The following is a 21,717-nucleotide window of genomic DNA, read 5'->3' as shown; positions in this document are numbered from 1 at the left end:
GTTCGCGCGGGGTGCCGGGCCGCTCGGCCGGCACCCCGCGGAAACCGCCGTGGGGGTCAGAGCGGGGTGACCCGGCCCAGCTCCCACTCCTTCTCGTCCATCCCGCCGCCCGCCTCGGCCCGCACCGAGTCGGCCAGGGCCTGGTCGGCGGCGGCGTCGCGGGTCAGGCCGGCGCCCCGGACCAGCGGCAGCGGCAGCACCGCCGCCCAGACCGGGTGGAGCCGCGCCCCGCGCCTGACCTTGGCCTGCACCGCCGACAGACCCAGGTGAAGGGTGTCGAGCCCGTGCTGCTCCATGTGGCGCAGCGGGCCGTAGTAGACGGCGTTGAAGTACTCGTACGCGTCCCGGGTCCGGGTGTAGTCGAACCCGGCCACCCGGGCGTAGAGCATCTCCCGCCAGGCGAAGGAGACATGCCCCCCGACCAGGCCGCCTTCCTCGTCGACGACGCGGAAGACCGTGCTGAGGCCGTCGAGGTGCTCTGCCTGGACCGTGAGGAACGTCCGGATCTCCGCCAGGTCCAGAGAGGCGTCGTACCGGTCCATGGTCTGGCCGATGAGCGGCGCCAGTTCGTCCACGCACTCCGACAGGGGCGCCGTCTCCAGCCGCAGCCCGGCCTGTTCGAACTTGCGCACCTCGTAGTCGCGCTTGCGGACGTTGCGTCCGAGCAGCCGCCGGTACGACTCGAAGGTGCCCTCCTCGTTGTGGACCACGGCCTCGGCGCTGCGCAGCTGGGCCCGGACCGGGAACAGACCGGCGAGCAGCCGCAGGCTGTCGGTGGTGAGGAAATCGAAGAGGAGGGCGTCGCTGCCGAGGCGGGCGGCGTGATCCGCCAGGCCCTCGACCAACTCGGCCAGGGCATCGCGCTGTTCCTCCTCCGTTCCGGCGAGCAGGAACTCGTTGTGGTACCCGGTGCGTGTGCCGACGCGCAGGACCTCCCGGTCGGCGGCGACCGGCGGGAGGGGCGGCGCGTTCTCCGCGGGGAAGTCGTAGGACGGGGTGGCGGCGAGCAGCCTGCTGCCCGAGGACACCACGGTGTAGGTGGCCGTGGCGAAGTCGGGGCGCTCCTGCCCGGCGAGCCAGCCGTGGCTCTGGTAGAAGCAGGGGGCGGGCACCAGGGAGTCCCAGGTGCCGCGTTCGATGTCGCCGATCGACGCCAGGTGCCTGGTCTCGGTCACGGCCGGGGCCTCCTCTCGCACGATCCGGGCCTCGGGGCGGTGCGGGTGTTCACAGCTGCCAGTCCTTCGTGTCGACTCCGCCGACCACGTGCCGCGCGTACGCGGCCCCGAACGCCTCGGTCTCCTTGCGGTTGCGTTCCCGCACGGCGTCGGGGTCGGCCGCGAGCGGCTGGTCCACGCCCACGAGCACCGTGTACAGGGGGACCGGCTGGGCACCCCGGGTCAGCTTGGCCTCGAAGGTTCCCAGGCCGAGGTGGATGGCGCGGGTGGACCGCCCCGTCCCCTCGGAGATCGGGTGGTAGAAGACCAGGTTGAAGTAGTCCGCCTTGTTGGCGTAGTCGTAGTCGAAGCCGGCCACGCGGGCGTACAGCATGTCCTGGTGGTGGTAGCGCAGGGCGAAGCCGACGGGGCTGTCGCCCTCCTCGGCCAGCAGCAGGGTGCTGCGATCGCCCAGGTGGCGTCCCTGCCGGCCGTAGACCTCCGCCGCCCGTGCGATCCCGTAGTCGTGGCCGTGCTTGCGCATCAGGGCGCTGTTGAGCGGGGCGATGCGGTCGACGACCTCGGGCAGCGTCACCTCGCGCACGGTGCGCCCGCTCGCGCGGAAGTTCCGGACCTCGCGCCGGGCACGAGGACGCCGTTTCGCGGGGAGCCAGGCGTAGTAGTCGTCCAGGTCGTCCCAGAGGCCGACCGGGAGCACTGTCTCCACGTCGTGGAAGAGGACGACGGCACCGGCGTGATCGTGGGCGCGGGCGATGTCGAGCGCGTCCTCGCGGGGAAGGTAGTAGTAGGCGAGAACGGATGCCTCCGCCTGCTTGGCGAAGCCCAGGGCCTCGGAGGTCAGGGCCTCGACGGCCGCCGTCCGCCGCTCGGGCCCGGCGTCCGGGTGGTGGACGACCTGGCCCCGGAACTCGGACCAGCCCGCCCCGATCGCCAGCGGGCGCGAGGCGACGGCGGCGTGGCGCTCCTCGTCGACGAGTCCGGTGAGCAGATCGGCGGGGGTGTAGAGCGCGTGGGGGGGCCGGGCGAACGCGTATGCCTCCAGACCGGCCGCCACGGCGCCCTCGGCGTCGTGGGCCGTGATGCGACGGGCCTGCGCCCCCTGCGGAAGCTCTTCCTCCCTTACGCCCTGGAAGCCCGCGGTCGAGTAGATGGTGGACCCGGACGTGAGGGAATCCCAGTCGGCGGCGGGCAGCTCGCCGACTGTGTCGTAGGTGCGGACATCCATGGGTAACTCCCGATGTTGACAAGAGGGTTGTTCCATCGGCCTGGAGAGGATCACCGGGCGATCCGGCCGACAAGGTTCCGTACGTCGCCGCCGCGGAACCGGATGAGGCGCACGCCGGGCTGCGACAGGCGTGCGAACAGGTCGTGGTTGGCGCGCTGTTGTTCCGACCGCACCTTCAGGGCGTACCAGAGGATCGAGCGGGGGCCGACGACGGTCCACAGGGTTTCCCGGGTGCCGCCCCACAGCTTCTCCCGGCGTATCCAGCGGCGCAGGGTGCGGCGCAGCAACCGGGGCCAGGCGACGCGCAGCGGCGGGTCGAGCCAGACCACGCAGTCGGCGGTGTGCGCGAAGGCCGCGACGGCGGCGGGGAACTGGCCGTCGACCACCCAGCGTTCGCCCTCCAGCGCCCTTCCGACCTCCGCGAGGAACGTGTCTTCCGGCACCGGCGTCCACCCCGGTCCCCAGAACAGGGCGTCCAGGCAGACCGGGGGCGCGCCGGGCTCCGTCAGCAGTCCCGCGAGGGTCGACTTCCCGCAGCCCGGCCCGCCGACTATCCATACTCTCCCCGCCGGTGGGCCACCGGGAGGGTTCACTTCACTCACAGCAGGTTCCTCTCCACCCACATGGCCACCCCGTCCTCGTCGTGGCCGGCCGTCAGTTCCGTCGCCGAAGACCGTACGTCAGAAACGGCGTTGGCCATTGCCACTCCCGTGGCGGCCGAGCGGAGCAGGCTCATGTCGTTGGGCGCGTCGCCGAAGGCGACGACGGCGCTCCAGTCGAGACCCCGGCTGTCGAGGAGCCACGAGACGGCGGACCGCTTGTCGGCCCCGGGCGCCGAAACCTCGACGAGACCGGCGTCCGACGAGGTCCAGCAGAGACCGGCGGGGGCGAGGAAGGAGGGCGAGGGCGGGGAGGCCCGCCGGGCCATCAGGCAGAGGACCTCCTCGCCGTCCGGCACCTCCTCGGCCCGGGGTGCACCGGCACCCCCGCTGCTGAGGATGTCCGGCCAGTCGGGGCCGAGCAGCCGCCCGGAGGGGCGGTCCACCGCCCAGGGCACCGGGCCGAGGAGGCCGAGCGCCTCGCGCACCCGGGCCGGTGCCATGGTGCGGACCCGCCGGGGCCGGGGGTCGTCCAGATCGCCGGTGACGGCGCCGTTCGAGGAGACGAGGGACGCGCCCAGGCCGCGCAGCGGCAGCAGCACCTGCCGAGCGGACCAGGCGGGCCGGGCGGTGGCGAGAACCAGGTGCACGCCGCTCTCCACCGCGGCGGTGAGGGCCCTGCGGGTGCGCTCGGCGACCTTCCGGTCCGCGTCCAGCAGGGTGCCGTCCAGGTCCGAGACGAGGACCGCCGGGCGGGCGCCCCCAGGGAGGTGGGGACGCCCGCCGGTCCGTGTGGTGTCCGTGGACGTCACGGGGCCGGTTCGGGGGTGGTGGGCAGCGGCATGCGGTGCACGATGGCGGCGGCGTACCGGTGGTAGTGCCATTCTTCGTAGCCGAGGTGGCTCTCACCGCGGATGCCCAGGTCGGCGTTCTCGAAGAGCTGCCAGCCGGGGCGGTCGACGATGCGGTCCATCTCCTCCCGGGGCGGGTAGTAGCCGCACCGGCGCTCCTCGTCGTTGAGCCCGATCAGGTACTCGCCGAAGAAGATGCCGCCCGGGGCGACCATGTCCATCGCGTGCCGGATGAGCGCTTCCAGCGTGTGGGCCCGGTTGGGGGGCATCGACCACAGGCCGCTGCCCATCACCAGCTGGAAGTCGCCCGAGGCCGGGAGAGTCATGTAGTCCTGCTCGACGATGGTGCAGCCCTCGGTGAGGCCCTCGGACGCCAGCCGCTGCCGGAGGCCGACGACCTCGTGGTGGCCGTCGACCAGGTCGAACTCGCCCCCGTTCAGGAAGAGCGCGTCGGTCTCCACACCGACGACCTCCCAGCCGGCCCGGAGCAGGGGAAGGGCGAACTTGCCGTCCGAGGCACCGAGCACGCAGGCCCTCGGGCGGACCCGGCGGGCGTACTCGCCCAGCGGGATGTAGCGGGCGAGCGCGGGGAAGTACGAGTAGTACGGACCCCAGTAGCTCTTCTCGTCGACGTCCAGCACGTGGCCTCTCAAGACAATCCTTCCGCCGGTGTGCGTCATGCGTTTATGGAGGCCGCCGACTCGGCGGCGCTGTTGCGGGTGCTGCCCCATCGCTTGGCCGATGCCTCGTGGATGAACCAGATGTCGTCCTCGTCCAGGAGCCGGGAGACCACTTCGGGGTATGCCTCCTCGAAGTACGTGTAGGGCGGCCGGTTGTTCTTGCGCGAGTGGTAGTCGAGCCGGACCTGTCCGTGTGCCGCGGTGATGGCAGTGCCGGGGTGGTAGGTGAGGATGTTCGGGCTGGCCATGACGAGCAGTCCGTCGTCGATGAGGCGGCCTATCTCCTCGATCGTCTCCTCGATGGTCTCCCGGTTCTCGCCGTCGAGTCCGAACAGGACGGAACTGCCGACCCGGATTCCGTGGTCCCGGATGGTGGTCAGGGCTTCCCGCACCTTGCTCACCCAGGCTTCGGGGTTGCGGCGCAGCAGGTTCTTGCCGACGTTCCGCATGACCTGCTGCGCCATGCTCTCGATGCCGATGTAGATGTAGGTGCAGCCGTTCTCCCTCATGAGGTCGAGGGCCGCGTGGACCTCCGCCGCCTTGGCGCGGTTGAGGACGACGTCCACGGTGAGCTGCGCACCCCACTCGAACGTCCGGACCGCGGGCCGGCGGTCCCGCAGCCGCGCCAGATCGTGGCAGAAGTCGCTGATCGCCTTCCAGTTGCCGCCCCAGAAGACCGGGTCGTCGAAGAAGGCCGCCTCCGCACCCCAGTCGACCAGTTGCCCGATGCGCCGGGCGACGTGCTCGGTCTCGGAGACCGCGAAGCGCGTGGGCCGCTGCGACACCTGGATGCTCTCGGAGCAGAAGGTGCACTTGAAGGGGCAGGCGTCCAGCGTCATCACATGGGCGGTCCGGCTGCCCAGCGGAGAGCTGCCCGCACGGGTGAAGATCCCGAACCGGGCCCGTACGGAGAAGGCCTCGTACGGCGAGGGGAGCTGCGCGGCGTCGATGCGCTCCCCCTGCACGGGTACGAGCACGGCTTCGTCCGCCGTGAGACCGACGATGCTGCCGACTCCCCTGGTCGCCCCGTCGTGGGCGGCGACGAGCGCGAGCGCGTCGAGAACCTCCTCGACTGGGGTGGGGCCGAACCCGGGGGTGGCGACCAGCCCGACCGCGCATAACAGCAGGTCGAGAAGGGGAGATCCGTCCCCCGCCACCACGAAGTCGACCACGGGCCGGGCGCGGCCGTCGCGGATGACTTCCACCGTGCTGCTCCAGGACAGGTCGGCCGTGCGGGTGGCGTGCCGGTAGCGAATCGTTTCGTCAGCGTGCCTGCCCCCGAGGACCACGAGGCAGCCCGGCGCGTGCTCCTTGGCCAGTTCGGCCATCTCCAGCGCGTAGCGGTGGCCGGCCGAGACCGAGCTGAGCAGCAGCACCTTGGGGCGCAGCGCCCGGAGTTCGGTGATGAATGCCTCGCAGGCGACGTCGTCCCAGATGCGGGGGTCGAAGACGTGGCCGTCGGTGGTACGGCTGTCCGCGACGAGCACGGAGCGGGGACCGTCCTCGGCGCGGCGATAGGCGGCATCCGGGTAGCGGCCCCAGTCGGGGGCGACGTCGTCCAGTGCCGGCCGCACGGCGAGCCCTCGCACCCGGCGGGCGACGGACCGTTCGACGGTGAGTGAGAGCGCCGAGTAGAGGCACATGGGATCGCCTGGGTAGGCGACCTCCCCGCCGCGGCTGGTGGCGACGGGGACCAGGGCGGCCATGATCGGAAACAGGTAGGGGTCCCGGTCCGGGCGGGGGGCGGTGTCACCGGCCCGCTCGAAGAGTTCGCGCCGGCGGGAGAGGCGGTCGGCCAGCTCCTGCCGGTCGGCGGGGCCGGGACATCGCGGTTCCAGGGGAGGACGAACCGTCAGTATCACGTGGGCTCCCTGCGCTTCCGGCGGTCAGATCGCAGAGATCAGCTCGGCCACGGCGGGCTCGGCCGCCCGGCTGGTCACCAGGGACGTGGTGTCGCCGAGCTTGCGGTAGGCGTGGGTGGCCAGACAGGCACGGGCCACGTCCGCGATGTCGGTGACGGCCGGAGTCGCGGCGATCCTGTCCACCGCGGCGGTGTCCTGCGCCTGGGCGGCCAGGCGGAGCCGGGATTCGAGGCCGACGAGTTCCCGCGCCGCCTCGCGGGCACCGTCCGGGGTGGTGGGGAAGGCCGGCAGGGAGGCCGGGACCGCCGGGTCGTCCACGATCTTCCGGGCGAGTGCGGCCTCGTTGTCGTAGAAGTGGAACGTGCCGGACTGATGGATGTACCGGCCGGCGGGTACGCCGAGCAGACCGGCGGCGTACTGCTGCATGCCCATGAAGAGGAAGGCGTCGTAGGGCAGGACGGTCAGCGCCTGCTGGGCGCGCATCACGGTGAGCCAGACGAGGGCCCCGTCGCGCAGGAAGAGGTGCACACCCACGGCGCAGGGGTACTCCCGTGACTGCCGGAAGTTGTCCTGCGGCTCCAGGACCAGGGCGAAGGCCCGGCGGTGGGCGGGGTCGCGCTCGATGCGGCCGACGACCTCCTCCAGCTGGTTTCCGTTGGCCGTGACCAGCCGGTGGCCGAAGGCGCCGCTGAGGGTGTGCTGGTCGTCGGAGTACTCGTGGGCGCCCCGGCGGTAGTACGCGGGGGTCTCCACGTCGTTGCGCCCGTCGAGGGACCAGGCGAGGAGCCCGAAGCAGTACGAGAGGTTCACCGGCAGGTACGGGGTGACCGCGAGGCAGGAAGTGGGGTTCTCGATCGTGCTGCGGTGGGCGATGAGCTCGCGGTAGGGGCGGTCGTTGCGGCCGAAGTCGGATGCCTTCGAGAGCGGGTCGCGGACGGAGGGGATGTCGCTCCCCTCGTCGAGGACCGCCTGGAGACCTGACGTATATGCATTGGCAAAAGAACGGAAAACATCCATGCCGCGTTCCCCTTAATTCTGAGAGCTGCCCGACGGATGCGCGAAAAGTTCACTTCGCGTCAACCCGGGCAAACCATCGTGACCTGTTGGCCAGCTGCCCGAGCGATCCCACACCAGCCGCCCGACCATTGTCAACCAGCCACTGAAATAGGCGAGTTACGGCAAACACCGCCTTAGCGACTGCGGAATCAGGAAAGTCGCTAATGCCATTGACACGCAATGGAGAGGCCCTGCTAGTGTGCGCGCTTGAATTTCCAGTACTTACCTCACTGCCGGGGGAATGAGGTCAAATAATGGCTGGTTTCAATCGCTCCACTCCGTCATGGCTGAATGAGCGATGGCGCATCGGGTGGGGCACCGGCGTGGTTCTCGTGACCTACGCGGGACTCATCGCCGTCCGCCCCACCTCGGAGCACGGCGTGGGTGGCCCGATCGCGCTGCTGGCACTGGTGGGGTACACGCTCGGCGCCCTGCTGATCGTCTCCGGTGCCGTGGCCCGGCTGCCTCCCACCACTGTGGCGCTGCTGCCGGTGGCCATCACGGTGAACATCGTGATGGGCAAGATCGTCTACTTCAGCGGCCTCCCGCTGCAGCTCGACTCCATCGGGACCGTGCTGGTGGGAGTGGTCGCGGGGCCGGCCGCCGGGGCCGCCACCGGGGCGCTCGCCAGCGTCATCGTGGGTATGACGATCACACCCGGCGCCCTGCCTTACGCGGTGACGGCGGCCATGATCGGCTTCACCGCGGGCATGCTGGCGCGCGCGGGGTTTTTCCGGCGGCTGTCCACCGCGGTACTCGCCGGTGGCCTGATCGGTGCGGTGGCGGGCGTCGTCTCCGCCCCCATCACCGCCTTCGTCTTCGGCAACGCCAGCGGATCGGTCGGCCAGTCCGCGCTGATCGCGACCTTCCAGGCGTTCGGGAACGGCATGCTCAAGGCCGCCACGCTGCAAGGGCTGGTGGCGGACCCGCTCGACAAGGCGCTGACGGTGGTGCTCGCGATGGCCATTCTCAAGGGCCTGCCACCAGGATTCCTCCACCGCTTCCCGTTCGTCCGGGACCGGCACATCCTGGCGCCGCGGGCCGACCTCGTGAGGGTGGGGTGAACGCCGTGCGGGACACCGCCCACGCGACCGGCGCCTCCGGGATTCACCGGCTCAACCCCCTGACGAAACTGGCCTTCGCCGTCACCGTGACCGTCTGTGCTTTCGCTGTGGTGGATTACCGGTGGCCCCTGCTGCTCTTCGGCATCCTCCTCCTTCCGGCCGCGATCGGCGCGGGGGTGTTACGCCGATTCCTCCTCATGCTCACCACGTTCTGGGTCCCGGTGGCCGTGGTCCTGTTCGTGGTCCAGGGATTCTTCCTTCCCGGAGCCCATGACGTGATTGCCCAATTAGGCCCGCTGAAACTGAAGAGCGAGGGGGTCTCCTTCGCCCTTCTGACGGCACTTCACATCCTGGTGCTGATGAGTGGGTTCTTTCTCCTGCTCCTCACCACCCACGCCGGGGCCTTCATGAGTGCCCTGAGTGAACGGAAGGTGTCGCCGAGCCTCATCTACATCGTGTCGGCGGCGCTGCAGATCGTGCCGGCGCTCAGTCGCCGCGCCACCCGAATCCTCCACGCCCAGCAGGCACGCGGCCAGGTGATCCACGGTCTGCGCGGCCGGGCGCGGGCGCTGGTACCGCTGATGGGCCCGCTGATCCTCGGCGCCTTCACCGACGTGGGCGAACGCGCCGCCGCCATGGAGACCCGGGGCTTCGGCGCCACCCGCCACCCCACGAGCCTCACCGCGGTCCCGGACAGCGGGGTACAGCGCTGTCTGCGCGCCGCCATGATGCTGTGCGCCGTGGCCGCGGTCACTGTGAATGTTTGGGGAGTAGTGCGTTGATCGAAGTCAAGGGTTTCTCCTTCACCTATCCCACCGGCTCCCGGCCGGCCCTCTCCGACGTCGATTTCGAGGTCGAGCCCCGTGAACTGTGCGCGGTGGTGGGCGGCGGCGGCGCGGGCAAGAGCACCTTGGCCGGTGTGGTGAGCGGCACCGTTCCCCATCTCACCGGAGGCACGGCGCAGGGGACGGTCCGGGTCAACGGCAGGGACCTGGACGACACCCCGCTGTCGGGGCTGGTGGGCGAGGTCGGGCTGGTCATGCAGAATCCGTTCAACCAGATCTCCGGCGCCCGCTTCTCCGTACGCGAGGAGATCGCCTTCGGCCTGGAGAACCTCGGCGTCCCACGGGACGAGATGGCGGCCCGGGTCGACCTCGTCCTGGACGACCTCGGGCTCACCGGGGTGCGCGACCGGTCGCCGTACGAGCTGTCGGGCGGGCAGCAGCAACTGCTGGCCATCGGATCGGTTCTGGTCATGCGGCCCACCGTCATGGTGCTCGACGAACCGACCTCGCAGCTGGACGCGGCCGGGAACGCGCTGGTCTTCGAGGCGCTCGGCACCCTCAAGGAGCAGGGCGTGACCGTCCTGCTGATCGAACACCGAATGGAGCGGCTGGCCCACGCGGCCGACCGCGTCCTCGTACTCGACCGGGGGGCCATCGTGGCGAAGGGCACGCCCGGCGAGGTACTGGCGGACGAACGGCTGGAGGAGTGGGGGGTCGCACCGCTGCGCTACACGGTGGCTGCTCGCCGCGCCGCCGGCCGGGGACTCTGGCCGGCCCGGAAGCCGCTGCCGGTGACGCTCGACGCCGCCGCCGCGGGATTCGGCGAGACGGTGGACCATCTCGACCGAGGAGACTGGCGATGATCGTACGGATCGATTCCCTGACGTTCCGCTACCCCAACGGCACCACGGCCCTGGACGGGGTGTCCTTCTCCGTCGAGGCCGGTGAACGGGTGGCGATCCTCGGTGCCAACGGCGCGGGCAAGAGCACCCTCGCCCGCCACCTCGTCGGCATCGAACGTCCGGCCTCCGGAACCATCGAGATCGACGGGCGGCGGACCGACGGGCTCGGCATCGCCGAACTCGCCCGCACCGTGGGATTCGTCTTCCAGAACCCGGACGACCAGCTCCACGCGGCGAGCGTCGTCAAGGAGGTGGGGTTCGGGCCGCGCAACCTCCGCTTCCCGCCCGCCCGCCGCACGGAGCTGGTCGAGTCCGCCCTGCGGAGGACGGGCCTGACCGAGTTGCGCGACACCCACCCCCACCACCTGTCGCTCGGCGAACGCAAGCGGGTCGCCCTCGCCTCGGTCCTGGCCATGGACACCCCGGTCGTCGTCCTCGACGAGCCGACGACCGGCCAGGACCACGCCTCGGTCGTCCTGCTGGGGAACCTGGTCGACGACCTGGCCACCGACGGCCGGACCGTCCTCGCCATCACCCATGACATGGACTTCTGCGCGGAGCACTTCGACCGTGTGATCGTGCTGGAGAACGGCGGGATCTCCTGGGACGGCCCGGTGGCCCACTGGCTGGCGCAGGTCGCCGACATGGCCGGCCAGACCCTGGAACTGCCCCAGATGACGAGGCTCGGCCGCCGGCTGGGATGGGCGGGTCCGGTGTCGACCGTGGCAGGCTTCCTGGAGCGTCTGGCATCCGAGGCCGACCCCGCGCCGGTACCTTCCACCGCTCCCTGACCCGGCGCCCCGGTCCTGCCGCAAGGAGCCCGCGGTCGCGCGAGGCGCCGGGCTGCCGACGATCCCGAACGGCTCGCGGCCGCCGGTCGCCCGGCGCCGAGGCCGCGGGACCTTCACGGCCGCTGCTCGCTTCCGCGGCATCCGGGCGGCCGGGGCGCCCGGCGGCCGGGGCGTCAGAGCCCCACCGCCAGCATCACGATCAGTACGACCACGAGCAGCGCGACGTACGCGATCGAGTGGACGCGGTCCGGGACGCGGCCGGTGAGGCGTCTGGCCGCGGCGATGGTGGGAAGCGAGCCGAGGAGCAGGGCGGCGCCCGCGGTGAGGTCGACGTAGCCGAGTTGGCCCGGCCCGGCGGCGGCGGTGGGGGCGAGGGCGTAGACGAGGGTTGCGGCCACGGCGACCGGGACGCTCAGGGGGTTGGCCATGGCGGTCGCCTCGGCCATCGGAAGGCCCCTGCGCCGCAGGAGCGGGACGGTCATGACGCTGCCGCCCACCCCCAGACCGGCGGCCACGAGGCCGATGCCGATGCCGCCGAAGGTGACGGTTCGCCGTTCCAGGGGCTGCGGGCGGGTCCGTTGTGTCACGGAGAGGAAGCCCTTCCTGAGCAGGCTGTCGGCGATCGTGACCAGCAGATAGGCGGCGAACAGCAGGCTCAGAGCCGTGCCGCCGATCAGGGTGGTCGCGAACGATCCGGCGACGGCGCCCGCCGCGATGAAGGCCGCCAGCGGCCAGACGTACTCGCGGCGCAGCCGGCCCTGGCGCCACTGGGCCAGGGCCGCCGCCGAGGCGTTGACGACCATGACGGCCGCCGAGGTCGCCACGGCCACGTGCATGGCGTCCGCGTCCGCTCCGGGGCGTGCCGTCACGGTCAGGACGCCGTAAACAACGGGCACCGTGATGAAACCGCCGCCGAAGCCGAAGAGCACGGTCGTGATGCCGGTCAGGCAGCCGAGGGACAGAAGGGTGAGGAAGGAGGTCAGCACTGGTCCGACACTAGGGAGAGCCGGACCTGGCGGGCAATCGATGAATTGCCCACTGTCTACGCGCAGCAGACACGACGCCGAGCCCCGGGTAGCCTCGCGGCATGCGGAACATTCCGGTCGCGGAGGTGGACCGGCTCGATCGTGCGGTGCTGGCCATCGGCACCGACTACCCCCCTGACCACCTGCTCGTATGGCACGAGCACCGCCGCGCCCAGGTCCTGTACGCGGCCACCGGCGTCATGCGGGTCGAGACGGCGGACGGCAGCTGGACGATCCCCACCGCCCGCGCCGTGCTGATCCCGCCCATGACCAGGCACCAGGTGGCGATGACGGGCGTCAGCACCCGCAGTCTCTACATCGAGCCCGCCGCCGTGCCGTGGTTCCCGTCCCGCTGCCAGGCCGTCGACGTCTCCGCCCTGCTCCGGGAACTGATCCTGGCGGCCGTCGAGATGGCGCCGCGCTACCCCGAGCACAGCCGCGACGCCGCGGTCGCCGCGCTCATCCTCCACGAGCTCAGGAACCTCACCCCGCTCCCCCTCGATGTGCCGCTGCCGTCCGATCCACGGCTGCGCGGCCTGTGCGAGGCGTTCCTGCAGCAGCCGGACATCCACGACCCGCCCGCGCGCTGGTGCGCGGCCCTCAGCATCAGCGAACGCACCCTCGCCCGCCTGTTCCTGCGCGGCACCGGGCTGACCTTCTCGCAGTGGCGTCAGCGCGCCTGTGTCCTGCACTCCCTCCAGCACCTCGCCGCGGGTACGCCCGTCACACGCGTAGCGACCCGGCTCGGCTACGACAACCCCGCCGCCTACACGGCAGCGTTCAAGAAGCTCCTGGGCCGGCCGCCGACGGCGTACCGGAGCCCCGACGCCACCGGCGTCCGGGGCCGGGAGGCGTGAGCGACGGGCCACGCCGCAGCCGACCGGGTTCGCGCGGCCGTCCGGTTCACGGACCCGTGGGGCGCTGGTGGCCGACGTCGCGGGCGAGGTCCAGGCCGAGGACGCGGTCGAGGTGGGCGAAGGTCTCGAACTTGGCGCCCGCCGGCACATCGGACCGTCCCGCCACCTCGGCCAGCAGCGCCAGCACGGCGGCGACGTCGAGGTCCTCGGCGAGCGCCGCGTGCGACTGCCCCAGCAGGTCGGCTGGGATCGGCCTGGACGGCTGCTGCGCCCAGTCGGCGACCGAGCGGCGCCAGTCGCGCAGGGTCCGTCCGGCCCCGGCGAGCGCGGCGCCGGTGACCGTGACCGGCGTTCCGTACGGGCGGCCGAGCAGCAGCAGGCGCACGGCCAGCGGGTCTGGGGTGTCGTCCGCCGGGTCGGCGGCGTCCGCGGGGGCGGGGGTGTCGTCCGCAGGGGCGGTGCTGTCCCCGGGGGCGGCGGTGTCCTGTTCCGGCACAGTCGTGTCCACCCGGCCCACTTCGACGCGGGCGCCGTCCGCGAGGTCGCCCGGATCGGTGTCCCCGGCGGTCACATGGACGTCGGCGGGGCCGCCCAGGGCTGCTTCGGGGCGGTGGGGGCCGATGACGGTCGGGGGGTGGATCCCGAGCACCGCCATGACCCGGTCCAGTGCCCGGGCCCGGTCGGGCGTCAGCTCGGGGGTGGTGAGGACGGTGATGACCTGGAGGCCGTTCAGTTCCGCGGTACGGGCAAGTACGTCACCGATCAGCGGGACGCGCAGGTGCAGCGGGCCGATGCCGGTGCCGTCGTCCGTACCGGCGCCGAGGGCCGGGAGGTGGACACAGCTGCGCAGCAGGCGGCGCGGTGCGGCGGGGATCTCCACGAGGTGGCCGGTGCGGGTGTCGGTGATACGCAGCATGATGCGGAGGCTAGTCGCGGGAGCCTCCCGCACGCGGGAGCCCGTGCGCACCATTCACGCCTTATGTCGCGAATGTTCTCCCGGGAGTACCCTGGAAGGTGGGTTGGCGCACGCTCACGTGCACCGCCCGGAAGGGCGACCCCGGCGCATATTGCCGGGGTCGTTGTCACATCGGCCGCCGACGCGGTGCTCCCGGCCGGGCGGGGGTGATACCGGCGGCGTCGAGTATCTGCTCGGCGGATGTGCGGTTGTCGTCCTGTACGGCCATGGTCATCGCGGTGTGTGCGGCTGCCGCGGAGGCCTGCGGCGGGATGACCAGGAACGCGAAGTGGTCGTGGTGGCCGCGGGTGATGATCATGGTGCTGTCGTCGACGGCGGACCAGTCGATGCGGACCTTGCGGTCGCCGACGACGAGGTGCGCCGGGGCCTCGTTCCAGGCACTCGCGTCCAGGCCGACGCGTGCGATGGGTCCGAGACTGGCCGTCAGCGCTTCGATCAGGTCGGGCAACTGGCTTCTGATGTCCCGTGAGCGGGGCCACCAGGCACCGTCGAAGGTCCCGTCACGGCTGGAGGTCGTCGCCATCCGCAGCACGGCGCTGCCCGGGACCACCGGCTGATCGGCGATGTCCTGGAGAAGCAGAAGTGGTGCCGGGTCACGTGACTCGGTGGTCATGGGGTGCCACCTGTCCGCGGACCCGGGGCCGTTCCCGGGTGGACGGGCCGTCGGGGTGCCGGCGTCCGGGGTGCTGCGCCCCGGCCGCCCTCGGAGTCCCAGGCCAGTTCCCGGGTCGAGTCCCAGTCGGCCTCGGCCGCGATCCGGAAGAACTCCGCCTCGTCCATCAGGCCGCTCGCGGTGAGCACCCGCAGAGGATCGGCGGCCGCAGTCATCAGCCGGGCGGCTGTGGCCGGGCCGGTCCCCGGAGGGATCACCAGCAGATCCCAGCGACCGGTCGTGTAGGAGAGCAGCAGGAGTTTGTGCGGGTCCTGTTCGGCCTTGAACCAGCCGACGTGGACCAGGTGCCCGGCGACCTGTACCTTGCGCGGGACGACCGGCCAGAACGTGGGGTTGACGGTGACCCGGGTGATCCTGCCCCAGAGCGGATCGAGTACGGCCATCAGCGGCGGCAGTTCCGCCGTCAGGTCGCGGGAGCGGGGCCACCACGCACCGTCGACAAGGGCCGGGGAGGAGCCGGCGGGGGCCAGCACGAGTCGGAGCGGCAACGAAGAAGGGGCCCGGTCTTCGACCGCCTGCGGGTACTCGATGATCGCGGTCATGACGCGAACCCTGCTCCGGGCCGGTCGTGACCAGCCCGGTGTTGTGGATCGCCGAGAGCGGCACCGGCCTGAAAGCGGGTGCGCGAATTGTCCTCGGTGACTCCAGGGTACTCCTGACCAGGGCCTTTCTGCCGGACCGTGATGCCGGTCAGTTCTCCTCGGTCAGCTGCTCGTCCAGTTCGTCGAAGAGCAGCTCGCCGTGGTCGATCTGGCCGGTCCGGTAGGCGGATCGCGCCACCAGATGGGCGGCGACGGGACCGGTCATCAGCTGGAAGAAGCCGATCAGCGCGAGGGTGGCGAGGTCCATGCCGCTGCGCAGCCGCAGGGCGACCCCGGCGAGGACCAGGAGCATGCCGAGGGTCTGCGGTTTGGTCGCGGCATGGCTGCGGGAGAGCACGTCCGGCAGCCGCAGCATCCCGATCACACCGAGCAGGCAGATCGCCGCGCCGACGAAGACCAGGGCCGCGCCGGCCAGGTCGAGGATCTGGAGCCAGACGCTCACCTCGATTCCCCCTCGGGGCCTTCGGTGCCGTTCCCTGCCCGGTCCTTGCCGTGTCGCGGCGGTCTGTCGCGTACGGCGATGAAGCGGGCGATGCCGACCGACCCCGTGAACCCCAGGAAGGCCAGCACCAGCATGATCGGGAAGTAGAACGAGTCCCGTGCGAAGGCGGACTTGGCGCCGAGGCCCGCGATGATCAGGGCGGCACACACGTCCAGCGAGATGGCGCGGTCCAGCATGGAGGGGCCTCGGCGGATGCGTTCGAGCAGTGCCGCTCCGGCGATGACGATGACCACGACGGCCGCGGTGAGCAGCGCCCGGTCGACGGTCTCCGGGACGCTCATGCGTCGGCCTCCCTGTCGGGTGCGGTCGGTGGGGATGGTGCGGCGACGCGGGCGATCTCGTCCGCGGTGCCGAAGGCCCGTACGGTCAGCCGTTCCAGGCGCCAGACGGAGCGGCGTGCCGCGTCGAGCACGGCGGGCCGGTCCGCGTCGAGGACGTGCAGGAAGACGGTGGCCGTGGCGCGGCGTACCTCGACGACCGATCCGCCGGGCACGTTGGAGACGGCCACGGCGGTGGCCGCGAGCATCAGGTCGGAGCGGCAGCGCAGTGGTACCGCGATGACGGCGGCCCGGTGCGGGTGGTCGACGAAGATCTGCCGGGTGACGCGTACGCCCGAGGTGTACATGTCGTAGAGCAGATATCCGGCGAGCATCAGGATGCCCCAGGGGTGCAGGCGCAGTCCGAGGTCGACCCGGGGCAGCGGGAAGGCCAGGCAGACGGCCACGGCGACGATCGCGCCGGTGAGCAGGTTGGCCGGGTTCGGGCTGGACCAGAGCAGCACCCAGATGAGGGTGAGCCAGGCGATGAGCGGGAGGTCGAGCACGCGTCGTCGGCGACCGGCGAACTCACAGCTGAAGGGCGGCAGGTCCTTGTTCCGGAAGGACAGCCTGAGCAGGCGTTTCACCGGCCGAGCACCGCCTGTACGTAGGGGGCCCGCGCGATGAGTTCGGCGGCCGCGCGGTCGGTGTAGGAGGTCAGGGGGCCCGCGAACACGGTGAAGGCGAGGCCGAGTGCGACGGTCGCCGCGGTGGCCCCGGTCATCGGCAGGGGCAGTTTCGTCGTGGTGGTGACGGCGTGTCCGTGGAGGGTGGCCGCGACGGCCCGCCCGGCGGGCTGGTGGCGGGGGCGGACCGGCTCGTCGCCGGTGCCGGGAATCCGGTCGGGGCCCTCGTCTCCGTCGTCGTCCTCGTCGGAGTCGGCCTCCAGGACGGTGCCGGTGGCGGCCTGTCCGGGAGGCGCGGCCCGCCAGAACGCCAGGTTCCAGACCTTGGCCGTCACGTACAGGGTGAGGAGGCTGGTCACCGCCGACCCGACGACGAGGATCCACGCCCAGACGCCGCCGTCGGCGACACCGGCCCTCATCAGCCCGAGCTTGCCGATGAAGCCGGACAGCGGCGGGATGCCGGCCAGGTTCATGGCGGGTACGAAGAAGAGGGCGGCGAGCAGTGGGGCGGCCTTGGCGAGGCCGCCGATCCGGGTGAGTTCGGTGGTGCCGCTCCGGCGTTCGATCAGCCCCGCCACCAGGAACAGCGTGGTCTGGACGGTGATGTGGTGGGCGACGTAGACGATCGCGCCGCCGTACGCGTCCCGGGTGGCGAGGCCGATCCCGAAGACCATGTAGCCGATGTGGCTGATGAGGGTGAAGGAGAGCAGCCGTTTCAGGTCGGTCTGGGCCACCGCTCCGAGGATCCCGACGACCATCGAGGCGAGCGCGGCGGCCATCAGCAGGTCGCCGAGCCGGTTGCCGGGGAAGAGCAGGGTCTCGGTGCGCAGCATGCAGTAGACGCCGACCTTGGTGAGCAGACCGGCGAAGACGGCGGTGACCGGGGCGGGTGCGGTCGGGTAGGAGTCGGGGAGCCAGGCGGCGAGCGGGAAGACGGCGGCCTTGATGGCGAAGACGGTGAGCAGCATCGCCTGGATCAGGGTCTGGACGCCGAGCGGGAGTCCGGCGAGGCGGCCGGCCAGCTGGGCGAAGTTCGCGGTGCCGGTCGCCGCGTACGTCATGGCGATGGCGGTGAGGAACAGCATCGACGAGAACAGCGAGATGATCACGTAGGTGGAGCCCGCGCGGATGCGGGGTCCGGTGCCGCCGAGGGTGAGCAGGACGAAGCTGGCGACCAGCATGATCTCGAAGCCGACGTAGAGGTTGACGAGGTCGCCGGCGAGGAAGGTGCAGGAGACCCCGGCGACCAGGATCAGATAGGCGGGGTGGAAGACCGCGACGGGTGTCTCCTCCTCCCGGTCGGCCATGCCCTGGCCGAGGGAGTAGACCAGCACGCAGAGGGTGACGGCGGAGGAGACGGTCAGCATCAGTCCGGACAGCCGGTCGGCGACCAGGGTGATGCCGAGCGGCGGGGCGAAGTCGCCGAGGTGGACGGTGAGCGGGCCGCGCATGTCGGCGGCGATCATCAGGGTGACGGAGAGCCCCAGTACGGCGGTGAGCACGGCGACGCTGATGAGGCGCTGGAGCTGTTTGAGGCGGGTGCCGAAGGCGAGGCTCAGGCCGGTGGCGCAGAGCGGCAGCAGCACCGGCAGGGGGACGAGTGCGTTCATCCGGTGGCTCCCGGGTCGGCGTCGGGGCGGTCCTGCTGGGCCGCGTAGTCCTCGGGGTCGGCGCCCAGCACGTCGTGCCAGAGGTCGCCGGTGGCGTCCCGGCCGCGGGCCTGCAGGGCGCGGTCGGCGCGCAGCCGGGCCCGCAGCCTGCGGCGCTCCTCGCGGTACCGGGTGCGTTCCTCGGCGGTGACTTCGTCGGTGGCCCGGTACCGCTCGCGCAGTTCGTCCCGCTCGCCCCGTACTTCGGAGCGCAGCGCGATCCGGCGGTCCTCCTGGTCGTCGTGGACCTCGTCGGTGCCGGTCAGCTGGTGGCTGCGGTAGGCCATGGCGAGGAGGAACGCGGTGGTGGCGAGGGTGATGACGATCGCGGTGAGGGCGATCGCCTGCGGCAGCGGGTCGGTGACCCGTCCCAGCGGGACGCCGTACAGGAGTGGTTCCGCGCCGGCCCGGCCCCCCGCGGCGAGGACGAGCAGGTTGATGCCGTTGCCGGCGATGACGGCGCCGAGCAGGATCCGGGTGAGCGGGCGGGTGAGCATGAGGATGCCGCCGACCGCGCAGAGCACCGCGGCGGTGGCCAGGAGGGAGACGCTGACGGTCATCCGGGGGTGCCTTCCGTGCCGGGTGCCGGGCGCGGTGGTGCGGCGGTGCCCGCGGCGGCGGCCTGTTCGGCCGCCGCGCGCTCGATCTGGCGGTCGATCTTGGCGCCGAGCGCGCGCACGATGTCCAGCACCACGCCCAGGACCAGCAGATAGACCCCGAAGTCGAAGATGATGGGGGTGCCGATGTGGTACTCGCCGATCAGTGGCAGCCGGCCGTGGTGGGTCCAGGCGTGCAGGACCGTTCCGTCGGCGAGGCCGAGCAGGGCGACGCCGGTGGAGAGGAACAGTCCGAGGCCGGTGAAGAGTCCGGGCTGGAGCGGGGCGGCCTCGGCCAGTTCGAACCGGCCGCCCGCCAGATAACGGGTGATCAGGGCGAGTCCGGCGACGAGCCCGGCGACGAAGCCGCCGCCCGGCATGTTCTCGGCGCAGAACAGCAGGTACACCGAGAGCACCAGGACCGGGTGGAAGAGCAGCCGGGCCACGACCTCGAAGACGATGGAGCGGTGCTCGGGCGCCAGCGTCGAGCCGGCCGCGAGCCAGCCGCGCTCCGGTGCCCCTTCGTCGCCGTGCGGCAGCCCCGTCATCCCGGGTGCCGTCAGCGACCAGGCGGTACGTCCCCGTACCTCTTCGCGCAGCGACGATCCCTCGGTCCGGCGGTGCAGATAGATCAGGCTCGTGACGCCGACCGCCGCCGCGGCGAGCACGGCGGACTCCCCCATCGTGTCCCAGGACCGCAGGTCGACGAGGATGGTCGCCACGACGTCCTTGAGGCCGTGGTGGGAGACCTCCTCGACCATGGCCGCGCCCGCCGGGGCGCCCGTGCGGGCTGCCGAGGCGACCCACACCACCACGCCGAGCGTGGCCGCCGCGGCCAGCGCCACCGGGATGCGCACCGCGCGCCGCCAGGTGCTGACCGACTCCTGGAAGTGCACCGGCATCCGCCGCAGCACCAGCACGAACACGATCATCGACACGGTCTCGACGCAGAACTGGGTGAGCGCCAGGTCCGGGCCGCCCTGGACGACGAAGAGCAGCGCCGCGCCGTATCCGGTCAGCCCGGCCAGGACCACGGCCTTCATCCGGCGGCGGACGGTGAGGCAGCAGAGCGCCGCCGCGCAGGTCAGCAGGGCGACGGCACCCTGGAGCGGGACGTCCCAGACGCGCGGGGCCACCGCTCCGCGCCAGGGCCGGTCCACGCCGAGGACGGTGAGCTGGCCGGCCAGCACCACCAGCAGGGTGGTGGCGAGGTAGACGGAGAGCGAGCCGCGCTGGACGAAGCCGGTGAGCTGGAGGGAGAACCGTTCCAGGCCGAGCAGCAGATGTCCGAAGACGCTGTCGGCGGTCGGCCAGGCGATCCGCCGGGAGAGCCGGGTCACGGTGGTGCGCCCCGTGAAGAGCAGCACACCGCCCGCGGTGGCGACGGCCGAGAGCAGCAGGGCGGTCCCGAAGCCGTGCCAGAGCGCGAGGTGGTACGGGTGCGCGGACGGCGGGAAGGCGTCGGCGTACGCGCCGAACAGCCGGTCGGTCCAGCCGACGCCCGGCCCCAGCACCAGCCCGCAGGCCGCGAGCAGGGCGGGCGGTGCGAGGAAGGCCCAGCCGACCCGGTGCACCGGGGTGTCCTCGGCCCCGGGCTTGCGGAAGAAGGCGCCCCAGACGAACCGCAGGGTGTACGCGACGGTCAGCGCCGAGCCCGCGACCGTGATGCCCAGCGCCCAGCGGTCGGCGGTCGATCCGTGCAGCAGCGCGTCGAACGCGGCCTCCTTGGCGGCGAATCCGAGCAGTGGGGGCAGGGCCGCCATGGACGCGGCGGCGAGCATCGCGACCGTGCAGACGTGCGGCAGGGCCCGGCCGACGCCGGAGAGTCTGCGCAGATCACGGGTGCCGGCCGCGTGGTCGACGATGCCGGTGACGAGGAACAGCGGGGCCTTGAACAGTGCGTGACCCAGGATCATGACGGCGGCGGCCAGCGCGGTGTCCCGGTTGCCGGTCCCGGCGAGCAGGGTGAGGAAGCCGAGCTGGCTGACGGTGCCGTAGGCGAGGACGAGTTTGAGGTCGTTCAGGCGCAGCGCCCGCCAGCCGCCGAGCAGCATGGTCGCGGCGCCGAGGACGATCACGACGGGCCGCCAGACGGGCACGTCGGCGAAGCCGGGCGCGAGCCGCGCGACCAGATAGACCCCGGCCTTCACCATCGCGGCGGCGTGGAGATAGGCGCTGACGGGGGTGGGTGCGGCCATGGCGTTCGGCAGCCAGAGGCTGAACGGCCAGATCGCCGACTTCGACAGGGCCCCGCACAGGATCAGCACCACCGCGACGGAGACGGCGAGGCCCGCCCGGGGCGGGTCGGCGAGGATGGCCGAGATGCGGTAGGTGCCCGCCGACTGACCGATGATCAGGAAGCCGACGAGCATCGCGAGGCCACCGAGGGTGGTCACGGTGAGTGCCTGGAGCGCGGAGCGGCGGCTGTGTTTCTGCTCGCTGTCGTACCCGATCAGCAGGAACGAGAAGACCGTGGTCAGCTCCCAGAACACATAGAGCGAGATCAGGTCGTCGGCGAGGACGAGGGCGAGCATGGCGCCCGCGAACGCCAGGAGATTACCGGCGAATCCGGCCAGTTGCGGGGTCCCGTCGGTGAAGTACGAGGCGCAGTAGAGCAGGACGAGCGTGCCGATTCCGGCCGCGAGCAGCACCATCAGCTCGGCGAGCGCGTCGAACCGCAGCGCGACGGTGACGTCGTACGCCGGCATCCACCGCCACGTCCAGGTGACCGCGGAGCCGGACGCCGCGGTGTTCCACTGCGTGGCCGCCCACACGGTGGCGGCGGCCGGTGGCAGCGCGAGGACGACGAAGGCGCGTCTGCCCAGCGCCCGTACCAGTGGTCGCGCGAAGGCGGCCAGGACGAAGTGGCAGACGATGAGCGCGGTCATACGGCCCCGGGGGGCG

Annotated in this window: 22 protein-coding genes; 5 read left to right on the top strand and 17 right to left on the bottom strand. The window is 71.7% G+C overall.

The annotated features are described in order from the left end of the window. Positions 1–56 precede the first annotated feature (56 nt). From EES42_RS28390 to EES42_RS28360, 7 genes are read right to left on the bottom strand one after another with little or no spacing between them, the layout of a single operon-like run. A complete protein-coding gene (locus tag EES42_RS28390; protein ID WP_124721130.1) occupies positions 57–1,175 on the bottom strand; it encodes a GNAT family N-acetyltransferase in 1,119 nt (372 codons plus the stop codon). Positions 1,176–1,224: 49 nt separating this feature from the next. After that, the gene (locus tag EES42_RS28385; RefSeq protein WP_124721129.1) at positions 1,225–2,400 is read right to left on the bottom strand and encodes a GNAT family N-acetyltransferase; all 1,176 of its coding nucleotides are present in this window, start codon (positions 2,398–2,400) and stop codon (positions 1,225–1,227) included. Between the two features lie 50 nt (positions 2,401–2,450). Further along, complete coding sequence (locus tag EES42_RS28380; protein ID WP_124721128.1) at positions 2,451–3,002, bottom strand: P-loop NTPase family protein; 552 nt, start codon at positions 3,000–3,002, stop codon at positions 2,451–2,453. Further along, positions 2,999–3,811 carry an HAD family hydrolase gene (locus tag EES42_RS28375; protein WP_164495352.1) on the bottom strand — a complete coding sequence of 271 codons (813 nt, stop codon included), beginning with the start codon at positions 3,809–3,811 and terminating at the stop codon, positions 2,999–3,001. The genes EES42_RS28380 and EES42_RS28375 overlap by 4 nt, the downstream gene beginning before the upstream one ends. Continuing rightward, the gene (locus tag EES42_RS28370; protein ID WP_124721126.1) at positions 3,808–4,503 is read right to left on the bottom strand and encodes a methyltransferase domain-containing protein; all 696 of its coding nucleotides are present in this window, start codon (positions 4,501–4,503) and stop codon (positions 3,808–3,810) included. The genes EES42_RS28375 and EES42_RS28370 overlap by 4 nt, the downstream gene beginning before the upstream one ends. Before the next feature lie 23 nt (positions 4,504–4,526). Next, on the bottom strand, positions 4,527–6,392 hold the full coding sequence (locus EES42_RS28365) for a B12-binding domain-containing radical SAM protein (protein ID WP_124721125.1): 1,866 nt from the start codon (positions 6,390–6,392) through the stop codon (positions 4,527–4,529). A 24-nt stretch (positions 6,393–6,416) separates the two neighbouring features. Then, the gene (locus EES42_RS28360) at positions 6,417–7,409 is read right to left on the bottom strand and encodes a thymidylate synthase (protein WP_124721124.1); all 993 of its coding nucleotides are present in this window, start codon (positions 7,407–7,409) and stop codon (positions 6,417–6,419) included. 293 nt (positions 7,410–7,702) lie between these two features. On the opposite strand from EES42_RS28360, the gene EES42_RS44955 reads away from it, so the two are divergent. The 4 genes from EES42_RS44955 to EES42_RS28345 are packed head-to-tail and all read left to right on the top strand — an operon-like array spanning position 7,703 to position 10,990. Beyond that, entirely contained in the window at positions 7,703–8,512 is an 810-nt protein-coding gene (locus EES42_RS44955; protein WP_164495351.1) for a hypothetical protein, read from the top strand. A 5-nt stretch (positions 8,513–8,517) separates the two neighbouring features. Beyond that, entirely contained in the window at positions 8,518–9,294 is a 777-nt protein-coding gene (locus EES42_RS44950) for an energy-coupling factor transporter transmembrane component T family protein (protein WP_164495350.1), read from the top strand. Continuing rightward, positions 9,291–10,160: an energy-coupling factor ABC transporter ATP-binding protein gene (locus tag EES42_RS28350; RefSeq protein ID WP_164495349.1), complete on the top strand. Its 870-nt coding sequence runs from the start codon at positions 9,291–9,293 to the stop codon at positions 10,158–10,160. Before EES42_RS44950 ends, EES42_RS28350 begins: the two co-directional genes overlap by 4 nt. Further along, entirely contained in the window at positions 10,157–10,990 is an 834-nt protein-coding gene (locus tag EES42_RS28345; protein ID WP_124721122.1) for an energy-coupling factor ABC transporter ATP-binding protein, read from the top strand. The genes EES42_RS28350 and EES42_RS28345 overlap by 4 nt, the downstream gene beginning before the upstream one ends. Positions 10,991–11,163: 173 nt before the next feature. On the opposite strand, the gene EES42_RS28340 is transcribed toward EES42_RS28345, so the two are convergent. Continuing rightward, positions 11,164–11,976 (bottom strand): sulfite exporter TauE/SafE family protein, encoded by an 813-nt coding sequence (locus EES42_RS28340; RefSeq protein ID WP_124721121.1) that lies wholly within the window; start codon positions 11,974–11,976, stop codon positions 11,164–11,166. A gap of 101 nt (positions 11,977–12,077) precedes the next feature. On the opposite strand from EES42_RS28340, the gene EES42_RS28335 reads away from it, so the two are divergent. Continuing rightward, on the top strand, positions 12,078–12,872 hold the full coding sequence (locus EES42_RS28335; RefSeq protein WP_124721120.1) for an AraC family transcriptional regulator: 795 nt from the start codon (positions 12,078–12,080) through the stop codon (positions 12,870–12,872). Positions 12,873–12,918: 46 nt separating this feature from the next. Here EES42_RS28335 and EES42_RS28330 read toward each other — a convergent pair whose 3' ends face one another. The 9 genes from EES42_RS28330 to EES42_RS28290 all read right to left on the bottom strand — a co-directional run bounded on the left by EES42_RS28330 (position 12,919) and on the right by EES42_RS28290 (position 21,701). Next, positions 12,919–13,788 (bottom strand): hypothetical protein, encoded by an 870-nt coding sequence (locus EES42_RS28330; RefSeq protein WP_124721119.1) that lies wholly within the window; start codon positions 13,786–13,788, stop codon positions 12,919–12,921. 166 nt (positions 13,789–13,954) lie between these two features. Then, on the bottom strand, positions 13,955–14,461 hold the full coding sequence (locus EES42_RS28325) for a DUF5994 family protein (RefSeq protein ID WP_124721118.1): 507 nt from the start codon (positions 14,459–14,461) through the stop codon (positions 13,955–13,957). Further along, the gene (locus tag EES42_RS28320; protein ID WP_124721117.1) at positions 14,458–15,063 is read right to left on the bottom strand and encodes a DUF5994 family protein; all 606 of its coding nucleotides are present in this window, start codon (positions 15,061–15,063) and stop codon (positions 14,458–14,460) included. Before EES42_RS28320 ends, EES42_RS28325 begins: the two co-directional genes overlap by 4 nt. Before the next feature lie 148 nt (positions 15,064–15,211). Continuing rightward, positions 15,212–15,565: a monovalent cation/H(+) antiporter subunit G gene (mnhG, locus tag EES42_RS28315; RefSeq protein ID WP_124721116.1), complete on the bottom strand. Its 354-nt coding sequence runs from the start codon at positions 15,563–15,565 to the stop codon at positions 15,212–15,214. Next, positions 15,562–15,906 (bottom strand): monovalent cation/H+ antiporter complex subunit F, encoded by a 345-nt coding sequence (locus EES42_RS28310; RefSeq protein ID WP_124721115.1) that lies wholly within the window; start codon positions 15,904–15,906, stop codon positions 15,562–15,564. The genes mnhG and EES42_RS28310 overlap by 4 nt, the downstream gene beginning before the upstream one ends. Beyond that, positions 15,903–16,529, bottom strand: coding sequence for a Na+/H+ antiporter subunit E (locus tag EES42_RS28305; RefSeq protein WP_124721114.1), 627 nt, complete (start codon positions 16,527–16,529; stop codon positions 15,903–15,905). The genes EES42_RS28310 and EES42_RS28305 overlap by 4 nt, the downstream gene beginning before the upstream one ends. After that, the gene (locus EES42_RS28300; protein WP_124721113.1) at positions 16,526–18,178 is read right to left on the bottom strand and encodes a Na+/H+ antiporter subunit D; all 1,653 of its coding nucleotides are present in this window, start codon (positions 18,176–18,178) and stop codon (positions 16,526–16,528) included. Before EES42_RS28300 ends, EES42_RS28305 begins: the two co-directional genes overlap by 4 nt. Continuing rightward, complete coding sequence (locus EES42_RS28295; protein WP_124721112.1) at positions 18,175–18,777, bottom strand: Na(+)/H(+) antiporter subunit C; 603 nt, start codon at positions 18,775–18,777, stop codon at positions 18,175–18,177. Before EES42_RS28295 ends, EES42_RS28300 begins: the two co-directional genes overlap by 4 nt. Next, on the bottom strand, positions 18,774–21,701 hold the full coding sequence (locus tag EES42_RS28290; protein ID WP_124721111.1) for a Na+/H+ antiporter subunit A: 2,928 nt from the start codon (positions 21,699–21,701) through the stop codon (positions 18,774–18,776). The genes EES42_RS28295 and EES42_RS28290 overlap by 4 nt, the downstream gene beginning before the upstream one ends. Positions 21,702–21,717 lie beyond the last annotated feature (16 nt).

The organism is Streptomyces sp. ADI95-17, assembly GCF_003846175.1.
GTDB classification, from domain to species: domain Bacteria; phylum Actinomycetota; class Actinomycetes; order Streptomycetales; family Streptomycetaceae; genus Streptomyces; species Streptomyces sanglieri.
Note: the sequence above shows the minus strand (reverse complement) of the source record. Positions and strands in the feature narration are given on the sequence as shown.

Excerpts from the sequence above, each read along its gene's own strand:
- EES42_RS28330 (WP_124721119.1), bottom strand. The coding sequence starts at position 13,788 with ATGCTGCGTATCACCGACACCCGCACCGGCCACCTCGTGGAGATCCCC.
- EES42_RS28320 (WP_124721117.1), bottom strand. The coding sequence starts at position 15,063 with ATGACCGCGATCATCGAGTACCCGCAGGCGGTCGAAGACCGGGCCCCT.
- EES42_RS28295 (WP_124721112.1), bottom strand. The coding sequence starts at position 18,777 with ATGACCGTCAGCGTCTCCCTCCTGGCCACCGCCGCGGTGCTCTGCGCG.
- EES42_RS28385 (WP_124721129.1), bottom strand. The coding sequence starts at position 2,400 with ATGGATGTCCGCACCTACGACACAGTCGGCGAGCTGCCCGCCGCCGAC.
- EES42_RS28325 (WP_124721118.1), bottom strand. The coding sequence starts at position 14,461 with ATGACCACCGAGTCACGTGACCCGGCACCACTTCTGCTTCTCCAGGAC.
- EES42_RS28290 (WP_124721111.1), bottom strand. The coding sequence starts at position 21,701 with ATGACCGCGCTCATCGTCTGCCACTTCGTCCTGGCCGCCTTCGCGCGA.
- EES42_RS44955 (WP_164495351.1), top strand. The coding sequence starts at position 7,703 with ATGGCTGGTTTCAATCGCTCCACTCCGTCATGGCTGAATGAGCGATGG.
- EES42_RS28360 (WP_124721124.1), bottom strand. The coding sequence starts at position 7,409 with ATGGATGTTTTCCGTTCTTTTGCCAATGCATATACGTCAGGTCTCCAG.
- EES42_RS28300 (WP_124721113.1), bottom strand. The coding sequence starts at position 18,178 with ATGAACGCACTCGTCCCCCTGCCGGTGCTGCTGCCGCTCTGCGCCACC.
- EES42_RS28335 (WP_124721120.1), top strand. The coding sequence starts at position 12,078 with ATGCGGAACATTCCGGTCGCGGAGGTGGACCGGCTCGATCGTGCGGTG.
- EES42_RS28345 (WP_124721122.1), top strand. The coding sequence starts at position 10,157 with ATGATCGTACGGATCGATTCCCTGACGTTCCGCTACCCCAACGGCACC.
- EES42_RS28310 (WP_124721115.1), bottom strand. The coding sequence starts at position 15,906 with ATGAGCGTCCCGGAGACCGTCGACCGGGCGCTGCTCACCGCGGCCGTC.